The 20,870-nt window shown below is 60.2% G+C and carries 16 protein-coding genes and 1 pseudogene; 14 read left to right on the plus strand and 3 right to left on the minus strand.

Annotated features, from left to right (window positions below; all coding sequences use genetic code 11):
- The first annotated feature begins 76 nt into the window (after nt 1–76).
- From ACLBW8_RS26975 to ACLBW8_RS26990, 4 genes are all read left to right on the plus strand, one after another.
- Nucleotides 77–988 carry an SDR family oxidoreductase gene (locus ACLBW8_RS26975; protein ID WP_064454085.1) on the plus strand — a complete coding sequence of 304 codons (912 nt, stop codon included), beginning with the start codon at nt 77–79 and terminating at the stop codon, nt 986–988.
- A 482-nt stretch (nt 989–1,470) separates the two neighbouring features.
- A complete protein-coding gene (locus ACLBW8_RS26980) occupies nt 1,471–3,261 on the plus strand; it encodes a DUF1302 domain-containing protein (RefSeq protein WP_064454084.1) in 1,791 nt (596 codons plus the stop codon).
- Nucleotides 3,262–3,287: 26 nt separating this feature from the next.
- Nucleotides 3,288–4,646: a DUF1329 domain-containing protein gene (locus tag ACLBW8_RS26985; RefSeq protein ID WP_064454083.1), complete on the plus strand. Its 1,359-nt coding sequence runs from the start codon at nt 3,288–3,290 to the stop codon at nt 4,644–4,646.
- Nucleotides 4,647–4,905: 259 nt separating this feature from the next.
- Complete coding sequence (locus ACLBW8_RS26990) at nt 4,906–7,404, plus strand: LuxR C-terminal-related transcriptional regulator (RefSeq protein WP_447806749.1); 2,499 nt, start codon at nt 4,906–4,908, stop codon at nt 7,402–7,404.
- A 4-nt stretch (nt 7,405–7,408) separates the two neighbouring features.
- Here the strand turns inward: ACLBW8_RS26990 and ACLBW8_RS26995 are convergent, their stop codons facing one another.
- A complete protein-coding gene (locus ACLBW8_RS26995) occupies nt 7,409–8,287 on the minus strand; it encodes a helix-turn-helix domain-containing protein (RefSeq protein WP_221295624.1) in 879 nt (292 codons plus the stop codon).
- 138 nt (nt 8,288–8,425) lie between these two features.
- On the opposite strand from ACLBW8_RS26995, the gene ACLBW8_RS27000 reads away from it, so the two are divergent.
- Nucleotides 8,426–9,328 carry a DMT family transporter gene (locus tag ACLBW8_RS27000; protein ID WP_221295623.1) on the plus strand — a complete coding sequence of 301 codons (903 nt, stop codon included), beginning with the start codon at nt 8,426–8,428 and terminating at the stop codon, nt 9,326–9,328.
- Between the two features lie 129 nt (nt 9,329–9,457).
- On the opposite strand, the gene norR is transcribed toward ACLBW8_RS27000, so the two are convergent.
- Nucleotides 9,458–11,005 (minus strand): nitric oxide reductase transcriptional regulator NorR, encoded by a 1,548-nt coding sequence (gene norR / locus ACLBW8_RS27005; RefSeq protein WP_064454079.1) that lies wholly within the window; start codon nt 11,003–11,005, stop codon nt 9,458–9,460.
- A 147-nt stretch (nt 11,006–11,152) separates the two neighbouring features.
- Between norR and hmpA the strand changes: the two genes are divergently transcribed.
- Together hmpA and ACLBW8_RS27015 are read left to right on the plus strand one after the other, a co-directional pair.
- Nucleotides 11,153–12,334 (plus strand): NO-inducible flavohemoprotein, encoded by a 1,182-nt coding sequence (gene hmpA, locus ACLBW8_RS27010; protein WP_447806750.1) that lies wholly within the window; start codon nt 11,153–11,155, stop codon nt 12,332–12,334.
- A 233-nt stretch (nt 12,335–12,567) separates the two neighbouring features.
- Nucleotides 12,568–13,074 (plus strand): disulfide bond formation protein B, encoded by a 507-nt coding sequence (locus ACLBW8_RS27015; RefSeq protein WP_064454077.1) that lies wholly within the window; start codon nt 12,568–12,570, stop codon nt 13,072–13,074.
- A 474-nt stretch (nt 13,075–13,548) separates the two neighbouring features.
- On the opposite strand, the pseudogene ACLBW8_RS27020 reads toward ACLBW8_RS27015, so the two are convergent.
- Nucleotides 13,549–13,839, minus strand: a pseudogene (locus ACLBW8_RS27020) (hypothetical protein).
- Between the two features lie 27 nt (nt 13,840–13,866).
- On the opposite strand from ACLBW8_RS27020, the gene cyoA reads away from it, so the two are divergent.
- The 7 genes from cyoA to ptaA all read left to right on the plus strand — a co-directional run bounded on the left by cyoA (nt 13,867) and on the right by ptaA (nt 20,662).
- Complete coding sequence (gene cyoA / locus ACLBW8_RS27025) at nt 13,867–14,808, plus strand: ubiquinol oxidase subunit II (RefSeq protein WP_064454076.1); 942 nt, start codon at nt 13,867–13,869, stop codon at nt 14,806–14,808.
- A gap of 3 nt (nt 14,809–14,811) precedes the next feature.
- The gene (cyoB, locus tag ACLBW8_RS27030; protein WP_064454075.1) at nt 14,812–16,830 is read left to right on the plus strand and encodes a cytochrome o ubiquinol oxidase subunit I; all 2,019 of its coding nucleotides are present in this window, start codon (nt 14,812–14,814) and stop codon (nt 16,828–16,830) included.
- Nucleotides 16,831–16,833: 3 nt separating this feature from the next.
- Nucleotides 16,834–17,460 (plus strand): cytochrome o ubiquinol oxidase subunit III, encoded by a 627-nt coding sequence (locus ACLBW8_RS27035; protein WP_016971084.1) that lies wholly within the window; start codon nt 16,834–16,836, stop codon nt 17,458–17,460.
- Nucleotides 17,460–17,801 carry a cytochrome o ubiquinol oxidase subunit IV gene (gene cyoD, locus ACLBW8_RS27040; RefSeq protein WP_010206434.1) on the plus strand — a complete coding sequence of 114 codons (342 nt, stop codon included), beginning with the start codon at nt 17,460–17,462 and terminating at the stop codon, nt 17,799–17,801. The genes ACLBW8_RS27035 and cyoD overlap by 1 nt, the downstream gene beginning before the upstream one ends.
- Before the next feature lie 11 nt (nt 17,802–17,812).
- On the plus strand, nt 17,813–18,700 hold the full coding sequence (gene cyoE, locus ACLBW8_RS27045; protein WP_014719864.1) for a heme o synthase: 888 nt from the start codon (nt 17,813–17,815) through the stop codon (nt 18,698–18,700).
- Between the two features lie 103 nt (nt 18,701–18,803).
- A complete protein-coding gene (gene queC, locus ACLBW8_RS27050) occupies nt 18,804–19,502 on the plus strand; it encodes a 7-cyano-7-deazaguanine synthase QueC (protein WP_447806751.1) in 699 nt (232 codons plus the stop codon).
- 77 nt (nt 19,503–19,579) lie between these two features.
- Entirely contained in the window at nt 19,580–20,662 is a 1,083-nt protein-coding gene (gene ptaA, locus ACLBW8_RS27055; protein ID WP_447806752.1) for a pyoverdine biosynthesis transaminase PtaA, read from the plus strand.
- Nucleotides 20,663–20,870: the final 208 nt, after the last annotated feature.

The raw sequence follows: 20,870 nt of genomic DNA on the forward strand, positions 1-20,870 counted from the left end.
TCGGCTGACTTTATTGTGACCAGAGGCTGCGTGCCTGACACTCAACCCATTCCCATTGTCGCCAGCGGAGTTCGGTATGAGTGAGTCAGTGCAGTTCCAGGATAAGGTCGTGATCGTCACCGGTGCCGGCGGCGGGTTGGGCCGGGCCCATGCGCTGTTGTTCGCCAGGCACGGGGCCAAAGTGCTGGTCAACGACCTCGGCGGTTCAACCCAGGGCGAAGGCGCCAGTGCCTCGGCCGCCGACCGTGTGGTGAATGAAATCCGCGAGGCCGGCGGCATTGCCGAGGCCAACCATGACTCCGTTACCGACGGCGACAAAATCGTGCAGAACGCGCTCGACGTCTTCGGTCGTGTTGACGTCGTGGTGAACAACGCCGGCATCCTGCGTGACAAGACCTTCCAAAAAATGGACGACAGTGACTGGGACCTGGTTTACCGGGTGCATGTCGAAGGTGCCTACAAAGTCACCCGCGCTGCCTGGCCGCATATGCGCGAGCAAGGTTATGGCCGTGTGATCTTCACCGCGTCCACCTCGGGCATCTATGGCAACTTCGGCCAGTCCAACTACGGCATGGCCAAGCTTGGCCTGTATGGCTTGACCCGCACCCTGGCGCTGGAAGGGCGCAAGAACAACATCCTGGTCAACGCTATTGCCCCCACCGGCGGCACGCGCATGACCGAAGGCCTGATCCCGCCGCAAGTGTTCGAACGCCTCAAGCCGGAACTGGTCAGCCCGTTGGTGGTGTACTTGGGCAGCGAGGCGTGCCAGGAAACCTCCGGGCTGTTCGAAGTCGGCGGCGGCTGGATCGGCAAGACCCGTTGGGAACGCAGCCTGGGTGTGGGGTTCGACCCGGAGGCCGGGTTTTCGCCGGACGATGTGGCGGCGCACTGGGCGCAGATTTGTGACTTCGAGGGCGCCGTGCACCCCAAGGACACGATCGAAGCGTTGGCGCAGATGATGGCCAACTTGCAGAAGTTCAGCCTCTGATCGTTGCTTGAACACTGTTTAATCTTACGGGGCGCTAAGGGCGCCCCGTTTTTTTTGCACATAAAAAAGGCCGCTGCAAAGGCAGCGGCCGAAGTAAGACGTTGGATCAAGGAGCGATAAATCAACGTCAGTGAACTCAGGTAACAGATTGAATACATTAACCAATCTATTGAAATTCGACTTTTCTCCCGAAGTCGGGAGCGGGCGGTTTGCCCTGAAAGCCCGGTAAGAATAGTCGGTTGTAACAAAATGAGTAATAGCGGTTCATGACAAGGACTGTTACTTAATTTGCAACAGTCTTGAAGTGAGCGATCCATTCCCCTGATAACCCGCCATCCACCTGATCCATAGCCCCGCCCAAACCCCGGCCAGAGCCCCTGCTAATCCTTTCGAGCGACAGTGCGAATACCCCTTTGGTGCGCTTATCGCTCCTGACGAGCGGCAGTAGGGTGGGGCCTTCTGTCACTCACCGGGGAAGACGCATGACAAAAACAACAATGCGCGCCATCTTCACGCCACAGGCGCTGGCCACTGCGGTTGCGCTGGGCTGCTGCGCCCAGGCGCAGGCTGTGTCGTTCAACATTGGCGAAATCGAAGGGCAATTCGATTCCTCGCTGTCGGTCGGCGCCAGTTGGGGCATGCGCGATGCCGACAAAAAACTGGTGGGGATTCCCAATGGCGGAACGGGGCAGGCGTCCACCGGGGATGACGGGCGGCTGAACTTCAAGAAGGGCGAAACCTTCTCCAAGATCTTCAAGGGCATTCACGACCTGGAGCTCAAGTACGGCGACAGCGGCGTGTTTGTGCGCGGCAAATACTGGTACGACTTCGAACTGCAGGACGAAAACCGCGAATTCAAGCAAATCAGCAATAACCATCGCGACGAGGGCGCGCGCTCCTCCGGTTACGAGCTGCTCGATGCGTTCGTCTATCACAACTATTCCATCGGCGACTTGCCGGGCAACGTGCGTGTCGGCAAGCAGGTGGTGAGCTGGGGCGAGAGTACGTTTATCGGTAACTCGATCAACAGCATCAACCCGATCGACGTGTCGGCTTTCCGCCGCCCGGGTGCCGAGATCAAGGAAGGCCTGATTCCGGTGAACATGCTGTTCGCCTCCCAGAGCCTCACCAATCAGCTGTCGGTGGAAGGTTTCTACCAACTGAACTGGGAAAACACCGTGGTGGATAACTGCGGCACATTCTTCGGTAACGACGTGGTGGCCCATGGCTGCAACGGCAACTACACCGTCGGTAGCCCGGCGATTGCGCCATTGCAACCGGTGGCCGCAGCGTTCGGCCAGGGCTTCCAGGTGACGCGCGAAGGTGTGGTTGTGCAACGTGCGTCGGACCGTGAAGCCCGCGATGGCGGACAGTTCGGCGCGGCGTTGCGCTGGCTCGGCGATGACACCGAGTACGGCCTGTACTTCATGAATTACCACAGCCGCACGCCTACTGTGGGCACGATCACTGCCAACACCAACCTGGCCACCATCGGGCGTATCGCGGCGACCGCCAACGCCATCGCACCCGGCAGCGGCTCGGGCCTGGCCCAGAGCACCATGCTCGGCCGTGGCCAGTATTACCTCGATTACCCGGAAGACATTCGCCTGTACGGCGCGAGTTTCTCCACCACCTTGCCTACCGGCACGGCCTGGACCGGCGAAATCAGCTATCGCCCGAATGCGCCGGTGCAACTCAACACCACCGACCTGACCCTGGCGCTGGTCAACCCGATTGCCGGCCAAACCGCCTCGCCGATCCGCAGTTCGTTCGGTTCGGATAACTCAGGCTACCGCCGCAAGGAAATCACTCAGATCCAGAGCACCATGACCCAGTTCTTCGACCAGGTACTGGGCGCCGAACGCCTGACCCTGGTGGGCGAGGCGGCCTTCGTGCACGTCGGCGGGCTGGAATCCAAAACCAAACTGCGCTACGGCCGTGATTCGGTGTACGGCGCCTACGGTTTCGGCGGCGACACCGATGGTTTCGTCACGGCCAACTCCTGGGGTTATCGCGCCCGGGCAATCCTTGACTACAACAACGTGTTTGCCGGGGTGAACCTCAAGCCCAACCTGTCCTGGTCCCAGGACGTCAGTGGCTATGGCCCCAACGGCCTGTTCAACGAAGGCGCCAAGGCGATCAGCGTCGGCGTGGATGCGGACTACCGCAACACCTACACCGCCAGCCTCAGCTACACCGACTTTTTTGGCGGCGACTACAACACCCTCACCGATCGCGACTTTATCGCCCTCAGCTTCGGCGTGAACTTCTGACTTGGTTTAAGGAAGGACAAGAACCTATGCGTAAGCTATTTGCAGTGATGGCCCTGAGTATGCTGGCTGCCCAAGTCTTGGCCGCCGTGTCGCCCGAAGAGGCCGCCAAGCTCGGCACCAGCCTGACGCCGGTCGGCGCCGAAAAAGCCGGCAACGCCGACGGCTCAATCCCGGCCTGGACGGGCGGCATCCCGAAAAACGCCGGCGCAGTGGACAGCAAGGGCTTTCTCGCCGACCCATTTGCCAATGAAAAGCCGCTGTTCGTGATTACCGCCGCCACGGTGGACAAGTACAAGGCCAAACTCTCCGACGGCCAGGTGGCGATGTTCAAACGCTACCCCGAGACCTACAAGATCCCGGTGTACCCGACGCACCGCACGGTCAACCTGCCGCCGGACATCTATGAGTCGATCAAGCGCAGCGCCCTGAATGTGCACGCGATCAACGACGGCAACGGCCTGGAGAACTTCACCGGCAACCGCTACTACGCGTTCCCGATTCCGAAGAACGGCGTGGAAGTGCTGTGGAACCACATCACCCGTTACCACGGCGGCAACCTGAAACGCATCATCACCCAGGCCACCCCGCAGACGAACGGCAGCTACACGCCGATCCGCTTCGAGGAAGAAGTGGCGGTGCCACAGGCCATCCCGGACATCGACCCGGCCAAGGCCGCCAACGTGTTGAGCTTTTTCAAACAATCGGTCACCGCCCCGGCGCGGTTGGCGGGCAACGTGCTGCTGGTGCACGAGACCCTCGACCAGGTGAAAGAGCCGCGCCTGGCCTGGATCTACAACGCCGGCCAGCGCCGTGTGCGGCGTGCGCCGCAAGTGTCGTATGACGGCCCGGGCACTGCCTCCGACGGCCTGCGCACCACCGATAACTTCGACATGTTCTCCGGCGCTCCCGACCGCTATGACTGGAAACTGGTCGGCAAAAAAGAGATGTACATCCCTTACAACAGCTACAAGTTGGACTCGCCGACCCTCAAGTACGACGACATCATCAAGGCCGGGCATATCAACCAGGACCTCACCCGTTACGAGCTGCATCGGGTGTGGGAAGTGGTCGGCACCGTCAAGCCGAGCGAGCGACATATCTACGCCAAGCGCCACATGTACATTGACGAGGACAGCTGGCAAGTCGCGCTGGTGGACCACTACGACGGGCGTGGCCAGCTGTGGCGTGTTGCCGAAGGCCATGCGCAGTTCTATTACGACCACCAGGTGCCGGCCTACACCGTGGAAACCCTGTACGACATCATCGCCGGTCGCTACATCGCGCTGGGGATGAAAAATGAGGAGAAGAGCAGCTTCGTGTTCGGCTTTGCGGCCAAGGCGGCGGATTACACGCCGGCGGCGTTGAGGTCTACGGGCGTTCGCTGATCTTCCATTTGAAATGCAATCAACCTGTGGGAGCTGGCTTGCCTGCGATAGCGGTGGGTCAGCCGGCCCACCTGTCACTGCTACATCGCCATCGAAGGCAAGCCAGCTCCCACAGTGACCGTCTTCCACTTTAGGGTGAAGTGGAATCCCGGCTTTTTTATGCCTGCCAATCACCCCGCTGAATACTTCTTCAACAACCGCCGACCACAGGACTAGGGTAGGCGTCAGGTTGCATAACAATAAAAAGCAGGATGCAGCAATGACCGCCATGACACGCTGCCTGGACCGTCCTGGATTCATGCCACGGCTGTCCGCTCACCATCTGTTGCGCCCGCGCCTGACCGAGCCTTTGCTCGCAGCGCCGGTCAGGGTCAAGTTGCTCTGCGCGCCGGGAGGCAGTGGCAAGAGTGCGTTGCTCGCAGAGTGTGCGTTGCAGGCGCCGAAAGGCTGCCAGGTCTACTGGCTGCCGCTCAATGGCGCGGTCCTCAGCCCCTACGAATTTTGTGAGCGTCTGGCGTACAACCTGGGGCTGCCCTTTGTCGATGAAGCCAGCTTGTTGCTCGACCTCAGCCGCTGGCAGCACGCGGCTTGGATATTTCTGGATGACTTCTGCCGTCTGCCCGCGCCTGGGCTGGACGCGTTGCTCGATCGTTTACTCAACGTCGCCAACCCCGCACTGACCTGGTGGCTGGGCGCGCGACGCCGGCCGGTGTGCAACTGGCCACGGCTGTTGCTCGACGATGAGTTGTTGGAATGCAGTGAGTTGGCATTCAGCCCCGCGCAGGTCCAGCAATTGCTTGGCCCCGGGCTGACTGTCGACAGCGTGATGCAGTTCAGCGCCGGTTGGTGTGCGGGTGTGCGTATCGCCCTGCTGGGCGACGGTCATCCGGACAAGACCCTGCTCGACTACCTGCAGCACGAGCTATTCAGTACCTTGCCGGTCGAACTGGCGGATGCCTGGCGTGTGCTGGCGCATCTGCCGCGTTTCAACCCGAGCTTGTGTGAGCACCTGTTCGGCTCTGGCGACGGCGATCAGTACCTGCGGGAGTTGCAGGCACTGGGTGCATTTATCCAGCCATGGGAAGGCACCACCGATTGGCTTCAAGTGTTCCCGCCGCTGGCGCGATTGCTATGCGATGAGCCCTGGCCGGCCAAGCGCTCCTGGCATCGGCGTGCCTGCCAGTGGTTTACCGGTGAGCGCGACTGGCAAGCCGCGTTTGAACAGGCCTTGCTGGCCGAAGAGTACGAAGTGGCGGTGAGCCTGTTACAGCACTTCAGTTTTGAAGACCTGTTCCGCCAGCAGAACGCGCTGCTGCTGTTGCGCCTGCATGAGCAGCAGGGCGATGACTTGATGCTCGGTTCCGCGCAACGGGTGGGGCTGTTGACGGCGGCGCTGCTGTTTGCCGGGCGTTTTGACCAGGCGGGAGTGTGCATCGACCAGCTTGCCCGATTTGCCCCGCAACCCAGCGCAGCGCAACAGCGCCATTTGTTGGCCCGCTGGCAGGCGCAATGGGGTTGGCTGTTGCATCTGGGCGGCGATGCCGAGCGTTCCCGCGAACATTTTCTGGAAGCCTTGCAAGCCTTGCCCGATAACGCCTGGACGTCGCGGGTGATGTGCCTCTCGGGCCTGACCCAGCAAGCCTTGCTGCGGGGTGAATTGGACGTCGGCCAAACGTTGAACCGCGAAGCCCTGTGCCTGGCGCGGGCCCACGGCTCGTTGGTACTGGAGGCGTTGCTGGAGCTGGACCACGCGCAATTATTGGAACAACGCGGCGCCCCGTATCGGGCGCAAAGCCTGCTCGAAAATGTGCAGGCGATGCTGATGCAGCAGCGGCTCAAGGCCGGGCCATTGGTGGGGCGCATCGCCCTGCGGCGCGGGCATTTGGCGCTGCGTCAAGGGCAGGACGCACTCGCCGGCGAGTGTTTCGAGGCCGGGCTGACGATGTGTCTGCACAGCCAGGACAAACGCGTGCTGTACGGGTTTCTCGGCCTGGCACTGCTGGCGGCCAACCATGGCGATTACGCCCAGGCCTTTATTCAACTGCGCGAAGCCGAGCGCTTGATGCAGCAACGCCAGGTGCCGGACTCGGTGTATCGCGCGGTGCTGCTGCTGGTCAGTGGCCACTTCTGGTTGCAGCAGGGCCGCGCCGACTTGACCGTGGAGGCGGTGCGCCGGGTGTTGCGCCACTTCCGTGGGCCGCAGGCCCGACAGGCACCGCCGGCCACGCTGGAGTTGATTCCACGCCTGGAGTATTTGCTGGTGCTGGCCGAGGTTCGGCTGGGCTGCGCCGACCAACCCATGGTGCGGCTCAATGCCTTGCTCGACACCGCCCGGCAACGCGGCATGCTGTGCCTGGAAACCGAATTGCACCTCGTGCTGGGCGAAGTGGCCTGGCGCCTGGGCGATACGGCCCTGGCCCGTCACGCCCTGCAAACCGGCTTGGAACTGGCGGCGCGTTGCCAGGTACAGCAAGCCATTCGCGAGCTGCGCTTGCGCGCGCCCGGGTTATTGAGTGAGCTGGGGTTGGAGACACCGGCGTCGCCTGGCGGCGTGGCGGAAAACCCCCTGAGCCAACGCGAACTGGAAGTGCTGCATTTGATCGCCCTTGGCAACTCCAACCTGGAAATCGCCGATCGGCTGTTTATCTCGCTGCACACCGTCAAGACCCATGCGCGGCGTATTCACAGCAAACTTGGCGTGGAGCGACGCACCCAGGCGGTGGCCAAAGCCAAGACGTTGGGCTTGATGCGGGGTTGACGGTTCAGGCGGTGCAGAAGGCCTGGCGGTATTCACCCGGCGTCGCGCCCATGGCTTGGCGAAAACGATGGGTGAAGTGGCTGGCGCTGGAGAAACCGCACATCCAGGCAATGTCACCGAGGGGCAGGGCGCCACCGCGCAATAGGGTTTGTGCACGAACCAGCCGTCGCGCCAGCAGGTATTGATGGGGCGGCAAGCCGAAGCTTTGGCGGAACATCCGCGCGAAATGGTATTCCGACAGCGCACACAGGCCGGCCAGTTGCCCCAGGCTGATCGGGTCCTCCAGGTGGTGGTCGATGTAGTCCACCAACAGCCGCCGCTGATGTGCGGCCAACCCGCCTTTGAGGCGCAGGCCGTCACGCGCGCCTACCTGGCTGAGCAAGGTGTGGCTGAGCATTTCATGGGCCAGGCTGCTGGTCAGCAAACGCTCGGCGGGTTCGTGCCAGTTAAGGGCGATCAATTGGTGAAAGCGCCGGGCCTGGCTCGCGTCTTCGAGAAACGTGCTTTCGCGCAGTTGCAGTTCGCGTGGTTCGCGGTCGAGCAGGGTGACGCAGCCGAGGGCAAATTGTTCCGGGCTGAAATACACGTGGGCCAGGCGGATCTCGCCGTTGATCACCCAGGCCGACTGGTGTTCGGCCGGCAGGATGCACAGCTTGTCGGGGCCGCCCTTGGTGCCCGGCTGGTCGCGGCGAAAGGTGCCGGTGCCGCCGCCGATGTAGCAGGACAAGGTGTGATGGCTGGGCGCCTGGTAATCCTGCGAGTCGTGATGGTTGCTCCACAAGGCCGCAGACAAGCCGTCACCGAGCTCGGCGCACGCTTCCAGGCGAGCGTTGGGCGAGCGGTTGAGGGCTTGAAAGACTTGCAGGGATTCCAGATCAGGCATGGCGTGTGCTCTCCGACGCCTTGCATCCTACTCCGCGCCGCTGGCGCTGTGAGCCCACTGCCCGACAAAAGCGCAAGAATGTGCAAGAGCGCTCCCGGGGTGGCGGGTGACACTGTGGCTCAATCGACGGAGCCCGCTATGAACCTTTTCCTGTATTTACTCACCGTGCTGATCTGGGGCACCACGTGGATTGCACTCAAGTGGCAACTGGGCGTCGTGGCGATTCCGGTGTCGATCGTCTACCGGTTTGGCCTGGCGGCGCTGGTGCTGTTTGTACTGTTGCTGCTGAGTCGCAAGTTGCAGGTGATGAACCGCCGCGGGCACCTGATCTGCCTGGCGCAAGGGCTGTGCCTGTTCTGCGTCAACTTCATGTGCTTTCTCACCGCCAGCCAGTGGATTCCCAGTGGCCTGGTCGCGGTGGTGTTCTCCACGGCCACGCTGTGGAACGCCCTCAATGCCCGGGTGTTTTTTGGCCAGCGGGTTGCGCGGAACGTGTTGATGGGCGGCGCGCTCGGGTTGATGGGCCTGGGTTTCTTGTTCTGGCCGGAATTGGCGGGGCACACTGCCAGCCCACAGACCTTGCTCGGCCTGGGCCTGGCCTTGTTGGGCACGATGTGTTTTTCGGCGGGCAATATGCTCTCCAGCCTGCAACAGAAGGCCGGGCTCAAGCCGCTGACCACCAATGCCTGGGGCATGGCGTATGGCTCGGCGATGCTCGCAACCTACTGCGCGGTGCGCGGGATTCCGTTCGAGATGGATTGGAGTGCGCGTTATGTCGGCGCATTGTGGTACTTGGTGATTCCGGGGTCGGTGATTGGTTTTACCGCCTACCTCACGCTGGTCGGCCGCATGGGGCCGGAGCGCGCGGCGTACTGCACGGTGTTGTTCCCGGTGGTGGCGCTGAATGTGTCGGCGTTTGCCGAGGGGTATCAGTGGACGGCCCCGGCGCTGATGGGGTTGGTGCTGGTGATGTTGGGGAATGTGCTGGTGTTTCGTAAGCCCAAGCCTGTGACCCCTGTCTACAAGGCGAAGGCAATCTAATGTGGGAGGGGGCTTGCTCCCGAAAGCGGTGTATCAGTGCCAGAGTTGTTGCCTGACACGCCGCATTCGCGAGCAAGCCCGCTCCCACATGGACCGAGGTGTCTACCGCCGCTTGGCAACCCCGTTGGTTTATTTGAGGCCCAGACGCTTGGCCATGCGGCCCAGGTTGGCGCGGTCCAGGCCGAGTTCGCGGGCGGCGCTGGCCCAGTTGTGCTGGTGGCGTTCCAGGCAGGCGCTGATGATTTGCCGTTGGTAATGCTCGGTGGCCTGGCGCAGGTCGCCGGTGACAACCGGGACTGCCTCGGCCTGGGCTTCGATCTCCGGCGGCGCGCTGACGTCGGGCAGGTCAAGGTCTTGCGCATTCAAACTCAAAATTTTCGGACGCTCGCGGCAGTTACCCAGGGCCTTGAGTGCGCTGCGTCCGATCAAATGTTCCAACTCCCGCACGTTGCCCGGCCAGTTATAGGCCAGCAATGCCGCCTGGGCATCGCTGCTCAGGCGCAGGCTGCCCAAGCCCATGCGCGAGCGGTTCTGTTCCAGGAAGAACCCCGCCAGCAGCAGTACATCGCGACCGCGTTCGCGCAACGCCGGCACTTGCAGCGGGTACACGCTCAGGCGGTGATAGAAGTCGGCACGGTAGCGGCCATTGCGCACTTCTTCGGCCAAGTCGCGGTTGGTTGCGGCGATCAGGCGCACATCCACCTGATGTTCCTTGTCCGAACCGAGGCGCTGCAACTGGCCACTTTGCAGCACGCGCAGCAGCTTGGCCTGCACGGTCAGCGACAATTCGCCGACTTCATCCAGAAACAAGGTACCGCCGTTGGCCAGCTCGAACTTGCCGCGACGCTCATTCAGCGCGCCGGTAAAGGCGCCGCGCACATGCCCAAACAGTTCGCTCTCCACCAGGGTTTCCGGCAGGGCGGCGCAGTTGAGGCTGATCATCGGCTTATCCGCGCGGGGCGATGCTGCGTGAATGGCTTGGGCCACCAGCTCCTTGCCCACGCCGGTCTCGCCGGTGATCAGCACGGTCAGGTCACTGCCACCGACCAGTGTGATTTCCTCGACCAGACGCTTGTGCGCCTTGCTCTGGCCGATCATTTCCTTGTGCTGCTGGCCGCTGGCCTGGCGGTAGATCTCGGCACGCTGATGCTCATCTTCGGCGCGCAATGCCAGGCGCTCGATACGTTCGGCCACGGTGACCGTGGCCGCCGCCAGGCTGGCGAAGGCTTGCAGGGCATCCAGTTCGACGCGCTCGAAACGCTCGGTGTCCAGCGCGTCGAGGGTCAGCAGGCCCCAGGGTTTGTCGTCGATAAACAGCGGGCAGCCCATGCAGTCGTGCACTTGCAGGTGCCCATGCAGGCCATCGACCAAACCGTCGTAGGGGTCGGGCAGTTCGCTGTCGCTGTCAAAACGGGTAGGCCCGGGGCTGCTCAGCAGCACGGCGAAGCGCGGGTGTTCGCTGACCTTGAAGCGCCTACCGAGGGTGTCGAGGCTCAAACCATCCACCGCCAGGGGCACCAGCCATTCACCGTCCAGGCGCAACAACGCAGCGGCGTCGCATGGCAGCAAGGCGCGCATGGCTTGCAGCAGGCGCCGATAGCGCTCGCTTTCGGGCAATTCACGGGACAGGTCGGCGACCAGAGGCAGCAGGGTGGTGAGCAGCGATTGCGCAGTCATAATGACTCCTTGTAGTCCTTGTGACTATATTGCGTAGGAAGTCATATTGACTACTTAATATTTAAGTCATTGAAAAATAAACAATAATAAGTTGGCATGAATACTGAGTAAGTAAAGGCATTCAGTAAGAAGACCCAGGAGTCTGCCATGCTTAGTGCCCAAGACCGTGCCATCGTCAAATCCACTGTGCCCCTGTTGGAAAGCGGCGGCGAAGCGCTGATCACGCATTTCTACCGCATGATGCTCAGCGAGTACCCGCAGGTTCGCCCGCTGTTCAACCAGGCCAATCAGGCCAACGGCGACCAACCCCGCGCCCTGGCCAATGGCGTACTGATGTACGCGCGGCATATCGACCAGTTGGACCAACTGGGCGACCTGGTCGCCAAAATCATTAACAAACACGTGGCCTTGCAGATCCTCCCGGAGCACTACCCGATTGTGGGCGCCTGCTTGCTGCGCGCCATTTCCGAAGTGCTCGGCAACGAAATTGCCACGCCTGAGGTGCTGAGCGCCTGGGGCGCCGCCTACGGCCAGTTGGCCGACATCCTGATCGGCGCCGAAGCCGCCATTTATGACGAAAAAGCCCAGGCCCCGGGCGGCTGGCGCGGTGCGCGGCCGTTCCTGCTGGTGAAGCGGGTGGAGGAGAGCGACGAGATCACCTCGTTCTATTTTGCCCCGGTGGACAACGGCCCGATCCTGGCTGCCGCGCCGGGCCAGTACATTGGCATGAAGCTGGTGGTTGACGGCGAAGAAGTGCGCCGTAATTACTCCTTGTCAGCCTTGAGCGACGCGGGCCTTTACCGCATCAGCGTCAAACGCGAGGCCGGTGGCCGGGTGTCCAACTTCCTGCATGACCAAATGCACGTCGGCGCGACCATTGACCTGTTCCCGCCGTCGGGTGAGTTCACCTTGGTCGCCAGCGATAAACCGCTGGTGTTGATCAGCGGTGGCGTGGGCATTACCCCGACCCTGCCAATGCTCGAAGCGGCCTTGGCGACTGAGCGCCCGGTGCACTTTATCCACTGCGCCCGTAACGGCGGGGTGCATGCGTTCCGTGATTGGGTGGACGCCCTGGCGGCCAGGCATCCGCAACTCAAACGCTTTTATTGCTATGCCGAGGACGACGGCGTAAGCCCTGCGGCGGACAAGGTCGGGATGCTGAGCCAGGAGCAACTGGCGGCATGGTTGCCCGAACAGCGCGACCTGGACGCCTACTTCCTGGGCCCTAAAGGCTTCATGGTGGCGATCAAACGCCACCTCAAGGCTCTGGGCGTTCCCGAGCAACAGGCGCGCTACGAATTCTTCGGCCCGGCTGCGGCGTTGGAATAATTGTCCGGAAACGACGCTGCCCAATTGTGGGAGCGGGCTTGCTCGCGAAAGCGGTGGATCAGTCACTTAAAATGTCGACTGACACGCCGCCTTCGCGAGCAAGCCCGCTCCCACATTTCTCCTCCATTTCCCCCTGATTAATCCGCTGTTAACCCCCTTCTGTTTTAACCATCCCCTGTGTGTAAACTTGCGGCCATCAGGCATAAACCATAATCAGGTAAAGGGAAACGGGGATGAGTGACGAATTGCGTATAGGCAGGGAGCGGCGCTTTCTGGTGTTGCTGGGCATCATCTGCCTGGCGCTGATCGGCGGTGCGCTGTACATGCAAGTCGTGTTGGGCGAGGCGCCGTGCCCGCTGTGCATCCTGCAGCGCTATGCCTTGTTGTTGATTGCGGTATTTGCGTTCATCGGGGCTGCAATGCGCCGCAAAGGCGCAGTCACGCTGTTTGAAGGGTTGGTCGTACTCAGTGCGCTGGGCGGCGTCGCTGCGGCCGGCCACCATGTGTACACCCAGTTCTTCCCGCAAGTCAGCTGCGGCATCGATGTGCTGCAGCCGATTGTTGATGACTTGCCGCTGGCCAAGGTGTTCCCGCTGGGGTTCCAGGTCGATGGCTTCTGCAGCACGCCGTACCCGCCGATCCTCGGCCTGTCGCTGGCGCAATGGGCGCTGGTGGCGTTCGTGCTGACGGTGATTCTGGTGCCACTGGGCATTTACCGGAACCGTCGACCCAACGCCTGAGCCCGTTCACTGAAACGCCCCGGTCCTCCTTGAAGGAAGGCCGGGGCGTTTTTGTTTGTAGGGATTTGTGAAAGCGCTGTGACGAGGGGCAACTTGAGGTGCGCGCAGCGTGCGACATGTTGTCACACGGAAGCCGCCGCAGGACGTTTCTGGTGCGTCGGGCCTGCCCTTAAATTTGCGCCACACGGCCAAATTGTGCTGTCAGTTCGTGGTTTGAATGATGCCGCGAGTGCCGCATGGTTCGAGCCGTTCGGTGATGTCCGAATGCCTTGTATTATGGGGACTTGGATGCGTTTTGCATGCCCTTACAGCGTGTAAGGGTTGAGGGGCTGTGCTCAATAACACGGCAATTTTTGTGGTTTTTGTGGAGAATCGAACACGATAAGATCGTGAACCTTTGCAGGAATGGTGAAGGATTGTTGCTGGAATCGATAAAAATTATTTCTTTATAAGACATGGTTTATACATCGCTAGCTAACTACAATCGCCCGCACTGGATGTCCGGTGCTGTTCAATATTTGAGCATTGGAGCGGTCGAGGGGCAGATGGATGGCTCTGTGCGACCCCAGGTTCCGGCAGCCTTTCAACTTTCCGCACCAAATGGAATTGGTCTGTAACAAGGCCTTTAACCACGAAATCGAATAAGAACTCACCGCAGGTCCGTGAAACGTCCATTTATGGCGTGCCGGGCAGGCTCTTATTCAATCGAAGAGAAATGCCAACCCTTGGCAGGGTGAAGTGTTGGCGATCAAAACCCAACTGCATTGCGCAAGCTGCTTTAGAGGTCGTGAGATGAGTAAAAACAGGTACCCCCGATTACTAGGCTTTTTGCCGCTGCTTGGCATGATGTTAATGCTGGGAGGCTGCAAGTGGACCTTGCTCGACCCAAAAGGACAGGTCGGTCTGGATGAACGAAACCTGATCATCACCGCCACCCTGCTGATGCTGCTGGTCGTGGTCCCCGTGATCATCATGACCTTCGCCTTCGCCTGGAAATACCGTGCGTCGAACACCAGCGCGACCTACGCGCCGAAGTGGTCGCACTCCACCAAGATCGAAGTCGCAGTGTGGCTGGTGCCGATCCTCATCATCATTGCCCTGGGTTATGTGACCTACAAGTCCACCCACGCACTGGACCCGTACCGTCCGCTGGAATCCGACGTCAAGCCGATCAACATCGAAGTGGTTGCGCTGGACTGGAAGTGGCTGTTCATCTACCCGGACCTGGGTATCGCCACTGTTAACGAAATCCAGTTCCCGGAACACACTCCGCTGAACTTCAAGATCACCTCCGACGCCGTGATGAACTCGTTCTTCATCCCAGCTCTGGGCGGCCAGATCTACGCAATGGCAGGCATGCAGACCAAGCTGCACCTGATCGCCAACCAGAAAGCTGAAATGGAAGGCATCTCCGCCAACTATAGCGGCGCTGGCTTCACCGGCATGAAATTCAAAGCGATCTCGACAAGCCAGGAAGATTTCGACGCCTGGGTAGCCAAAGTCAAGGCCGCACCTAAACAGCTTGATCAAGCTGAATACGATGCCCTTGCCAAACCAAGCCAGAACAACCCAGCCGCTCTGTACTCCGCGTACACGCCGGACCTGTTTCAGAAAATCGTCGACAAGTACGAAGGTATGAAGCCAGGCAAGCCGGTCAAGCACGAGAAGAAAGAAGTGGCCGTGGTTGAAGGTTCTGACACGGGCTCGCATTCAACTGCTGGGGCAGAGGAGTAAACGATGTTTGGTAAATTAAGTTGGGATGCGGTCCCGTTCCACGAGCCGATCGTGATGGTGACCATCGCCATGATCGCGCTGGGTGGTCTGGCACTGTTTGCTGCAATCACGTATTTCAAGAAATGGACCTACCTGTGGACCGAGTGGTTGACGTCTGTCGACCACAAGAAAATCGGTGTCATGTACGTCATCGTTGCCATGGTCATGCTGCTGCGTGGTTTTGCCGACGCCATCATGATGCGTACCCAGTTGGCCATGGCCACCGAGGGTTCGCCTGGCTACCTGCCGCCTGAACACTATGACCAGATCTTCACCGCTCACGGTGTGATCATGATCATCTTCATGGCGATGCCATTCTTCACCGGCTTGATGAACCTTGCCTTGCCGCTGCAGATCGGTGCGCGTGACGTTGCCTATCCGTTCCTGAACTCCCTGAGCTTCTGGCTGCTGGTGTCCGGCGTTGTGCTGATCAACCTGTCGCTGGGCGTCGGCGAATTCGCCAAGACCGGTTGGGTTGCGTATCCGCCATTGTCGGGTATCCAGTACAGCCCTGGCGTAGGTGTGGACTACTACATCTGGGCGCTACAGTTATCAGGACTCGGGACGACACTGACGGGGGTCAACTTCCTGGCCACCGTCCTGAAAATGCGCGCCCCTGGCATGAAACTGATGGACATGCCTATCTTCACCTGGACCTGCACCTGGGCCAACGTCCTGATCGTGGCTTCGTTCCCGATCCTGGCCGCTACCATGGCGCTGCTGTCGCTTGACCGTTACCTGGATTTCCACATTTTCACCAACGAACTTGGTGGCAATCCAATGATGTACGTGAACCTGTTCTGGGCATGGGGTCACCCTGAGGTGTACATCCTGATCCTGCCAGCGTTCGGTATCTTCTCTGAAGTGATCTCGACCTTTACCGGCAAGCGCCTGTTCGGTCACCACTCGATGGTCTACGCCTCCGGCGCGATCTCCGTACTGGGCTTCATGGTTTGGCTACACCACTTCTTCACCATGGGCTCGGGGGCAAGCGTCAACGCCTTCTTCGGCCTGGCGACGATGCTGATTTCCATCCCGACGGGGGTGAAGCTATTCAACTGGCTATTCACCATCTACCACGGCCGTCTGCGTATCACCAGCCAGGTTCTGTGGACCCTGGGCTTCATGGTGACCTTCGCCATCGGCGGCATGACTGGCGTACTGCTGGCCATCCCGGGTGCTGACTTCGTACTGCATAACAGCCTGTTCGTGATCGCTCACTTCCACAACGTGATCATCGGTGGTGCGGTATTCGGTTACATCGCTGGTTTCAGCTTCTACTTCCCGAAAGCGTTCGGCTTCAAGCTGCACGAAGGCTGGGGCAAGGCTGCATTCTGGTTGTGGATCTCGGGCTTCTTCGTTGCGTTCATGCCGCTCTACGCTCTGGGCTTCATGGGCATGACCCGTCGTCTGAACGCTACGACCAACCCTGAGTGGGTGCCGTACCTGTACGTCGCCATGTTCGGTGCGGTGATGATTGCTGCGGGTATCGCCTGCCAGCTGATCCAACTGTATGTGAGCGTGCGTGATCGCAAGCAGAACATGTGCGAATCCGGCGACCCATGGAATGGCCACACCCTGGAATGGTCGACTTCGTCGCCACCGCCGTTCTACAACTTCGCTGTGATTCCTACTGCGAACACGATCGATGCGTTCACCGAAGCGAAGGAAGACGGTACTGCGTACCAGCAACCCAAGCACTACGAGCCGATCCACATGCCAAACAACACCGCCACTGGCGTGGTGATGGGTGCGCTGTTGACCGTGTTCGGTTTCGCGATGATCTGGCACATCTGGTGGCTGGCAATCGTGGGCCTGGTTGGCACTATCGGTTACTTCATCATTCACGCTGCCCGTGATGATCAAGGCTACATGGTGCCGGTCGAAACGATCGAGCGCATCGAAGCCGAGCAACACGCTCGCCTGGTAGCCGAGAAGAAAATCCCGGCCAACCGTGTAGAAACCTCGTTGGAACAGGCTTAAACCATGTCGAACTTAGTGACCAATGCTGGACACGCCCATGTCGATGACCATGGGCACGATGACCATCACCACGACTCGGGGCCGATGACCGTTTTCGGTTTCTGGCTCTACCTGATGACCGACTGCATCTTGTTTGCGTCGATCTTCGCGGTGTACGCGGTACTGGTAAACAACGTAGCGGGTGGCCCGTCGGGCCACGACATCTTCGAACTGCCTTACGTGCTCGGCGAAACCGCCTTGCTGTTGTTCAGTTCGATCACCTACGGCTTCGCCATGCTGGCCTTCTATAAGGGCAGCAAGAAAGGCGTCCTGAGCTGGTTGGCACTGACCTTCCTGTTCGGCCTGGGCTTCATCGGCATGGAGGTCAACGAGTTCCACCTGCTGATCTCCGAAGGCTACGGCCCGCACCGTTCCGGCTTCCTGTCTGCGTTCTTCACGCTGGTAGGCACCCACGGTCTGCACGTATCTGCCGGCCTGCTGTGGATGGCGGTGATGATGTATCAGGTCAATAAACACGGCCTGACCAACACCAACAAGACCCGCCTGAGCTGCCTGAGCCTGTTCTGGCACTTCCTGGACGTGGTCTGGATCTGCGTATTCACCGTCGTCTACTTGATGGGGACCCTGTAATGGCTAATGCACACTCCCATGACCATGACAGCCATGATGCGAGCCACGGCAGCGTAAAGTCTTACGCTATCGGCTTCATCCTGTCGGTAATCCTGACCCTGATCCCGTTCGGCCTGGTGATGTACCCAACCTTGCCGAAGTCGATCACCTTGATGATCGTTCTGGCGTTCGCGGTGATTCAGGTTCTGGTTCACCTGGTGTACTTCCTGCACCTGGATCGCTCCAAAGAGCAGCGCGATAACGTGATTGCATTCGTGTTCGCAGGTCTTGTGATCCTGCTGCTGGTTGGCCTGTCGATATGGATCATGTTCAGCATCCATACGTTCATGATGGCGAAGTGAGGTAAGACCCGATGTCGCTTAAGCACTTTATCCAAATCACCAAACCGGGGATCATTTTCGGTAACGTGCTTTCTGTGGCAGGCGGTTTCTTCCTGGCCTCCAAGGGACATGTCGATCTGGCCATCTTCCTGGCGGCAATGATCGGTACGTCCCTGGTGGTAGCTTCCGGTTGCGTGTTCAACAACTGCATCGACCGCGACATCGATATCAAGATGGAACGCACCAAGAATCGTGTGCTGGTCCAGGGCCTTATCTCCCTGAAACTGGCACTGATCTACGCGACCGTCTTGGGTGTTGCCGGTGTGGCACTGTTGTACAAGGTGGCCAACCCGTTGGCGGCGCTGTTTGCCGTGATCGGCTTTGTCATCTACGTCGGCCTTTACAGCCTGTACCTCAAGCGCAAGTCGGTTCACGGCACGCTGGTGGGCAGTCTGTCGGGGGCGATGCCGCCGGTGATTGGTTATGTGGCTGTAACCAATAGCTTCGACATGGCCGCGCTGGTGCTGCTGGTGATGTTCAGCCTGTGGCAGATGCCGCATTCCTATGCCATCGCGATCTTCCGCTTCAATGACTACCTGGCTGCTTCGATTCCGGTCCTGCCGGTCAAGCGTGGCATCCAGGTTGCCAAGAAACACATCCTGCTCTACATCCTGGCCTTCCTTGTGGCGACCTTGATGTTGACCTTCAGTGGCTACGCCGGCATGAGCTACCTCGCCGTCGCCGCCGCCATGGGCATGTACTGGTTGTACATGGCCTGGACCGGCTACAAGGCAGTGGATGACACTGTCTGGGCGCGCAAGCTGTTCGTGTTCTCGATCTTCACCATCACCGCGCTCAGCGTGATGATGTCCCTGGATTTCCAAGTGCCGAAAGAGCTGTTGCTGACCTACGCTCACTGATCGTTCAAGCATTAAAAAACCCCGCCTTCGCAAGAAGCGCGGGGTTTTTTATGGCATGCCCTTTAAACTATTCCCACCTTCTACAAATGCAGGAAGCAACGTGATGAGTAAAAAAGCCGTTATGGTCTTCAGTGGCGGGCAGGATTCGACCACCTGCTTGATCCAGGCGCTGCCGCTGTATGACGAGGTGCACTGCATTACCTTCGATTATGGCCAGCGTCATGTGGCGGAAGTTGAAGTCGCACAGCGCTTGGCACAACAACTGGGGGCAACCGTTCATAAAGTGATGGACGTGTCCTTGCTCAACGAGTTGGCCATCAGCAGCCTGACCCGCGATAACATTCCTGTGCCGACCGTGAACAGCACAGGCGAAAGCCTGCCAAGCACCTTTGTGCCGGGCCGCAATATTCTGTTCCTGACCTTGGCGTCGATCTACGCCTATCAGGTTAAAGCTGAAACCGTGATTACCGGCGTGTGCGAAACCGACTTCTCGGGCTACCCCGATTGCCGGGATGAGTTCGTCAAGGCGCTGAACAAGGCACTTGAACTGGGTATGGATTACACGCTGCGCCTGGACACCCCGCTGATGTGGCTGAACAAGGCCGAGACCTGGGCGCTGGCTGACTACCACCACCAACTGGAACTGGTTCAGCACCAGACCCTGACCTGCTACAACGGCATTATTGGCGCCGGTTGCGGTAACTGCGACGCGTGCAACCTGCGCGCGCGAGGCTTGAGTGACTACCTGCAGAACAAGGCGGATGTCATGCAGAGCCTGAAGCAGAAGCTGCAGCTGAGCTAAATCAGCCGACACCTGCCTCGTCATACTCCTTTGTACGTGCTGTGCGAATTCATCACCCGCCTACAAGGAGTAGCTCCATGGTCAGTGTCAGTCGCCGGTCCCTTCTCGCCTTCGGCGCCGCTTTGCCGGTGCTGGGGCGCCTCGATTGGGCGGTTGCCAGCCCGCCGCCGGCAGCGGCTGACACGGTGCGGCTCAACTATAACGAAAGCCCCTATGGCCCCTCGGACGCCGCTCGCGAGGCGATGCAGCGCGGCATCGGCAGCTCCGGGCGTTACCCCTACGGCCACATGTATGCCCTGGCCGGCCTGTTTGCCCGCCAGCAAGGCATTGCCGAAGAACAGGTCGCGGTATTTGCCGGTTCCATGGCGGCCTTGCGCTACGCCGTATTGGCGTTTACCAGCCCGAGCCGCGGGCTGGTAATGGCCACGCCGTCCTACGAAGTGCCGCGCCAGGCGGCCGAGTCGTGGAAGGCGCCGGTGCGGGAAGTGAACCTCGATGCGCGTCACGCCCATGATGTGCCAGCCATGCTCGCCGCCGATCCCCAGGCGGGCATGCTGTACCTGTGCAATCCCAACAATCCGACCGGCACCGTCACGCCCAGCGAAGCGATCCGCCAGGCATTGGCGAACAAGCCCAAAGGCAGTGTGCTGGTGGTGGACGAGGCCTACATCGACTTCTCCGACGCCCAAAGCTGTGTCAGTTGGGTCAAGGACCACGACGATTTGCTGGTGCTGCGCACCTTCTCGAAAATATACGGCATGGCCGGCGCACGCCTGGGGCTGGCAATTGGCGCCCCGGCACTGCTGGAGCGTCTGGCAGTGTTCGGCGGCGACAACGTGCCGGCTGCCTCGACGTTGCTCGGCGCCCGGGCGAGCCTGGAAGACCCCAAGCTGCCGGCGCAACGCAAGGCGCTCAACACCCAGTTGCGCGATGAAACCGTGGCGTGGCTCAAGGACCGAGGGTTTACCTGCACCGCGTCGCAGAGCAACTGCTTCATGATCGATGTGAAGCAACCGGCGGAGCAGGTCATCGAGAAGCTGGCTGCACACGGCGTATTGATCGGGCGGGTGTGGAAAAACTGGCCGCAGTGGGTGCGGGTGACGGTGGGGAACAAGCAGGAGATGGCGCGTTTTCGCGAGGTGTTTGCAACGACTGTTTGAGCTGATGCAGCTGTTTGAGCAACCCACATCAAATGTGGGCGCTGGCGTGCCTGCGATGCGCATAGGTATCTACGCAACTCTTTGTGTCGCTTTAAGCCTGTGAGGGGGGTAGGGAGATTGAGTACATATCCGTTGCTGCGGTAACGGCGGCTTAGGGTTCCGCCCTTACGGCGGGTCACTTTTTTACAAAGCGCCTAAAAAAGTAACC

The sequence above is a fragment of the Pseudomonas sp. M5A4_2d genome (assembly GCF_053345295.1).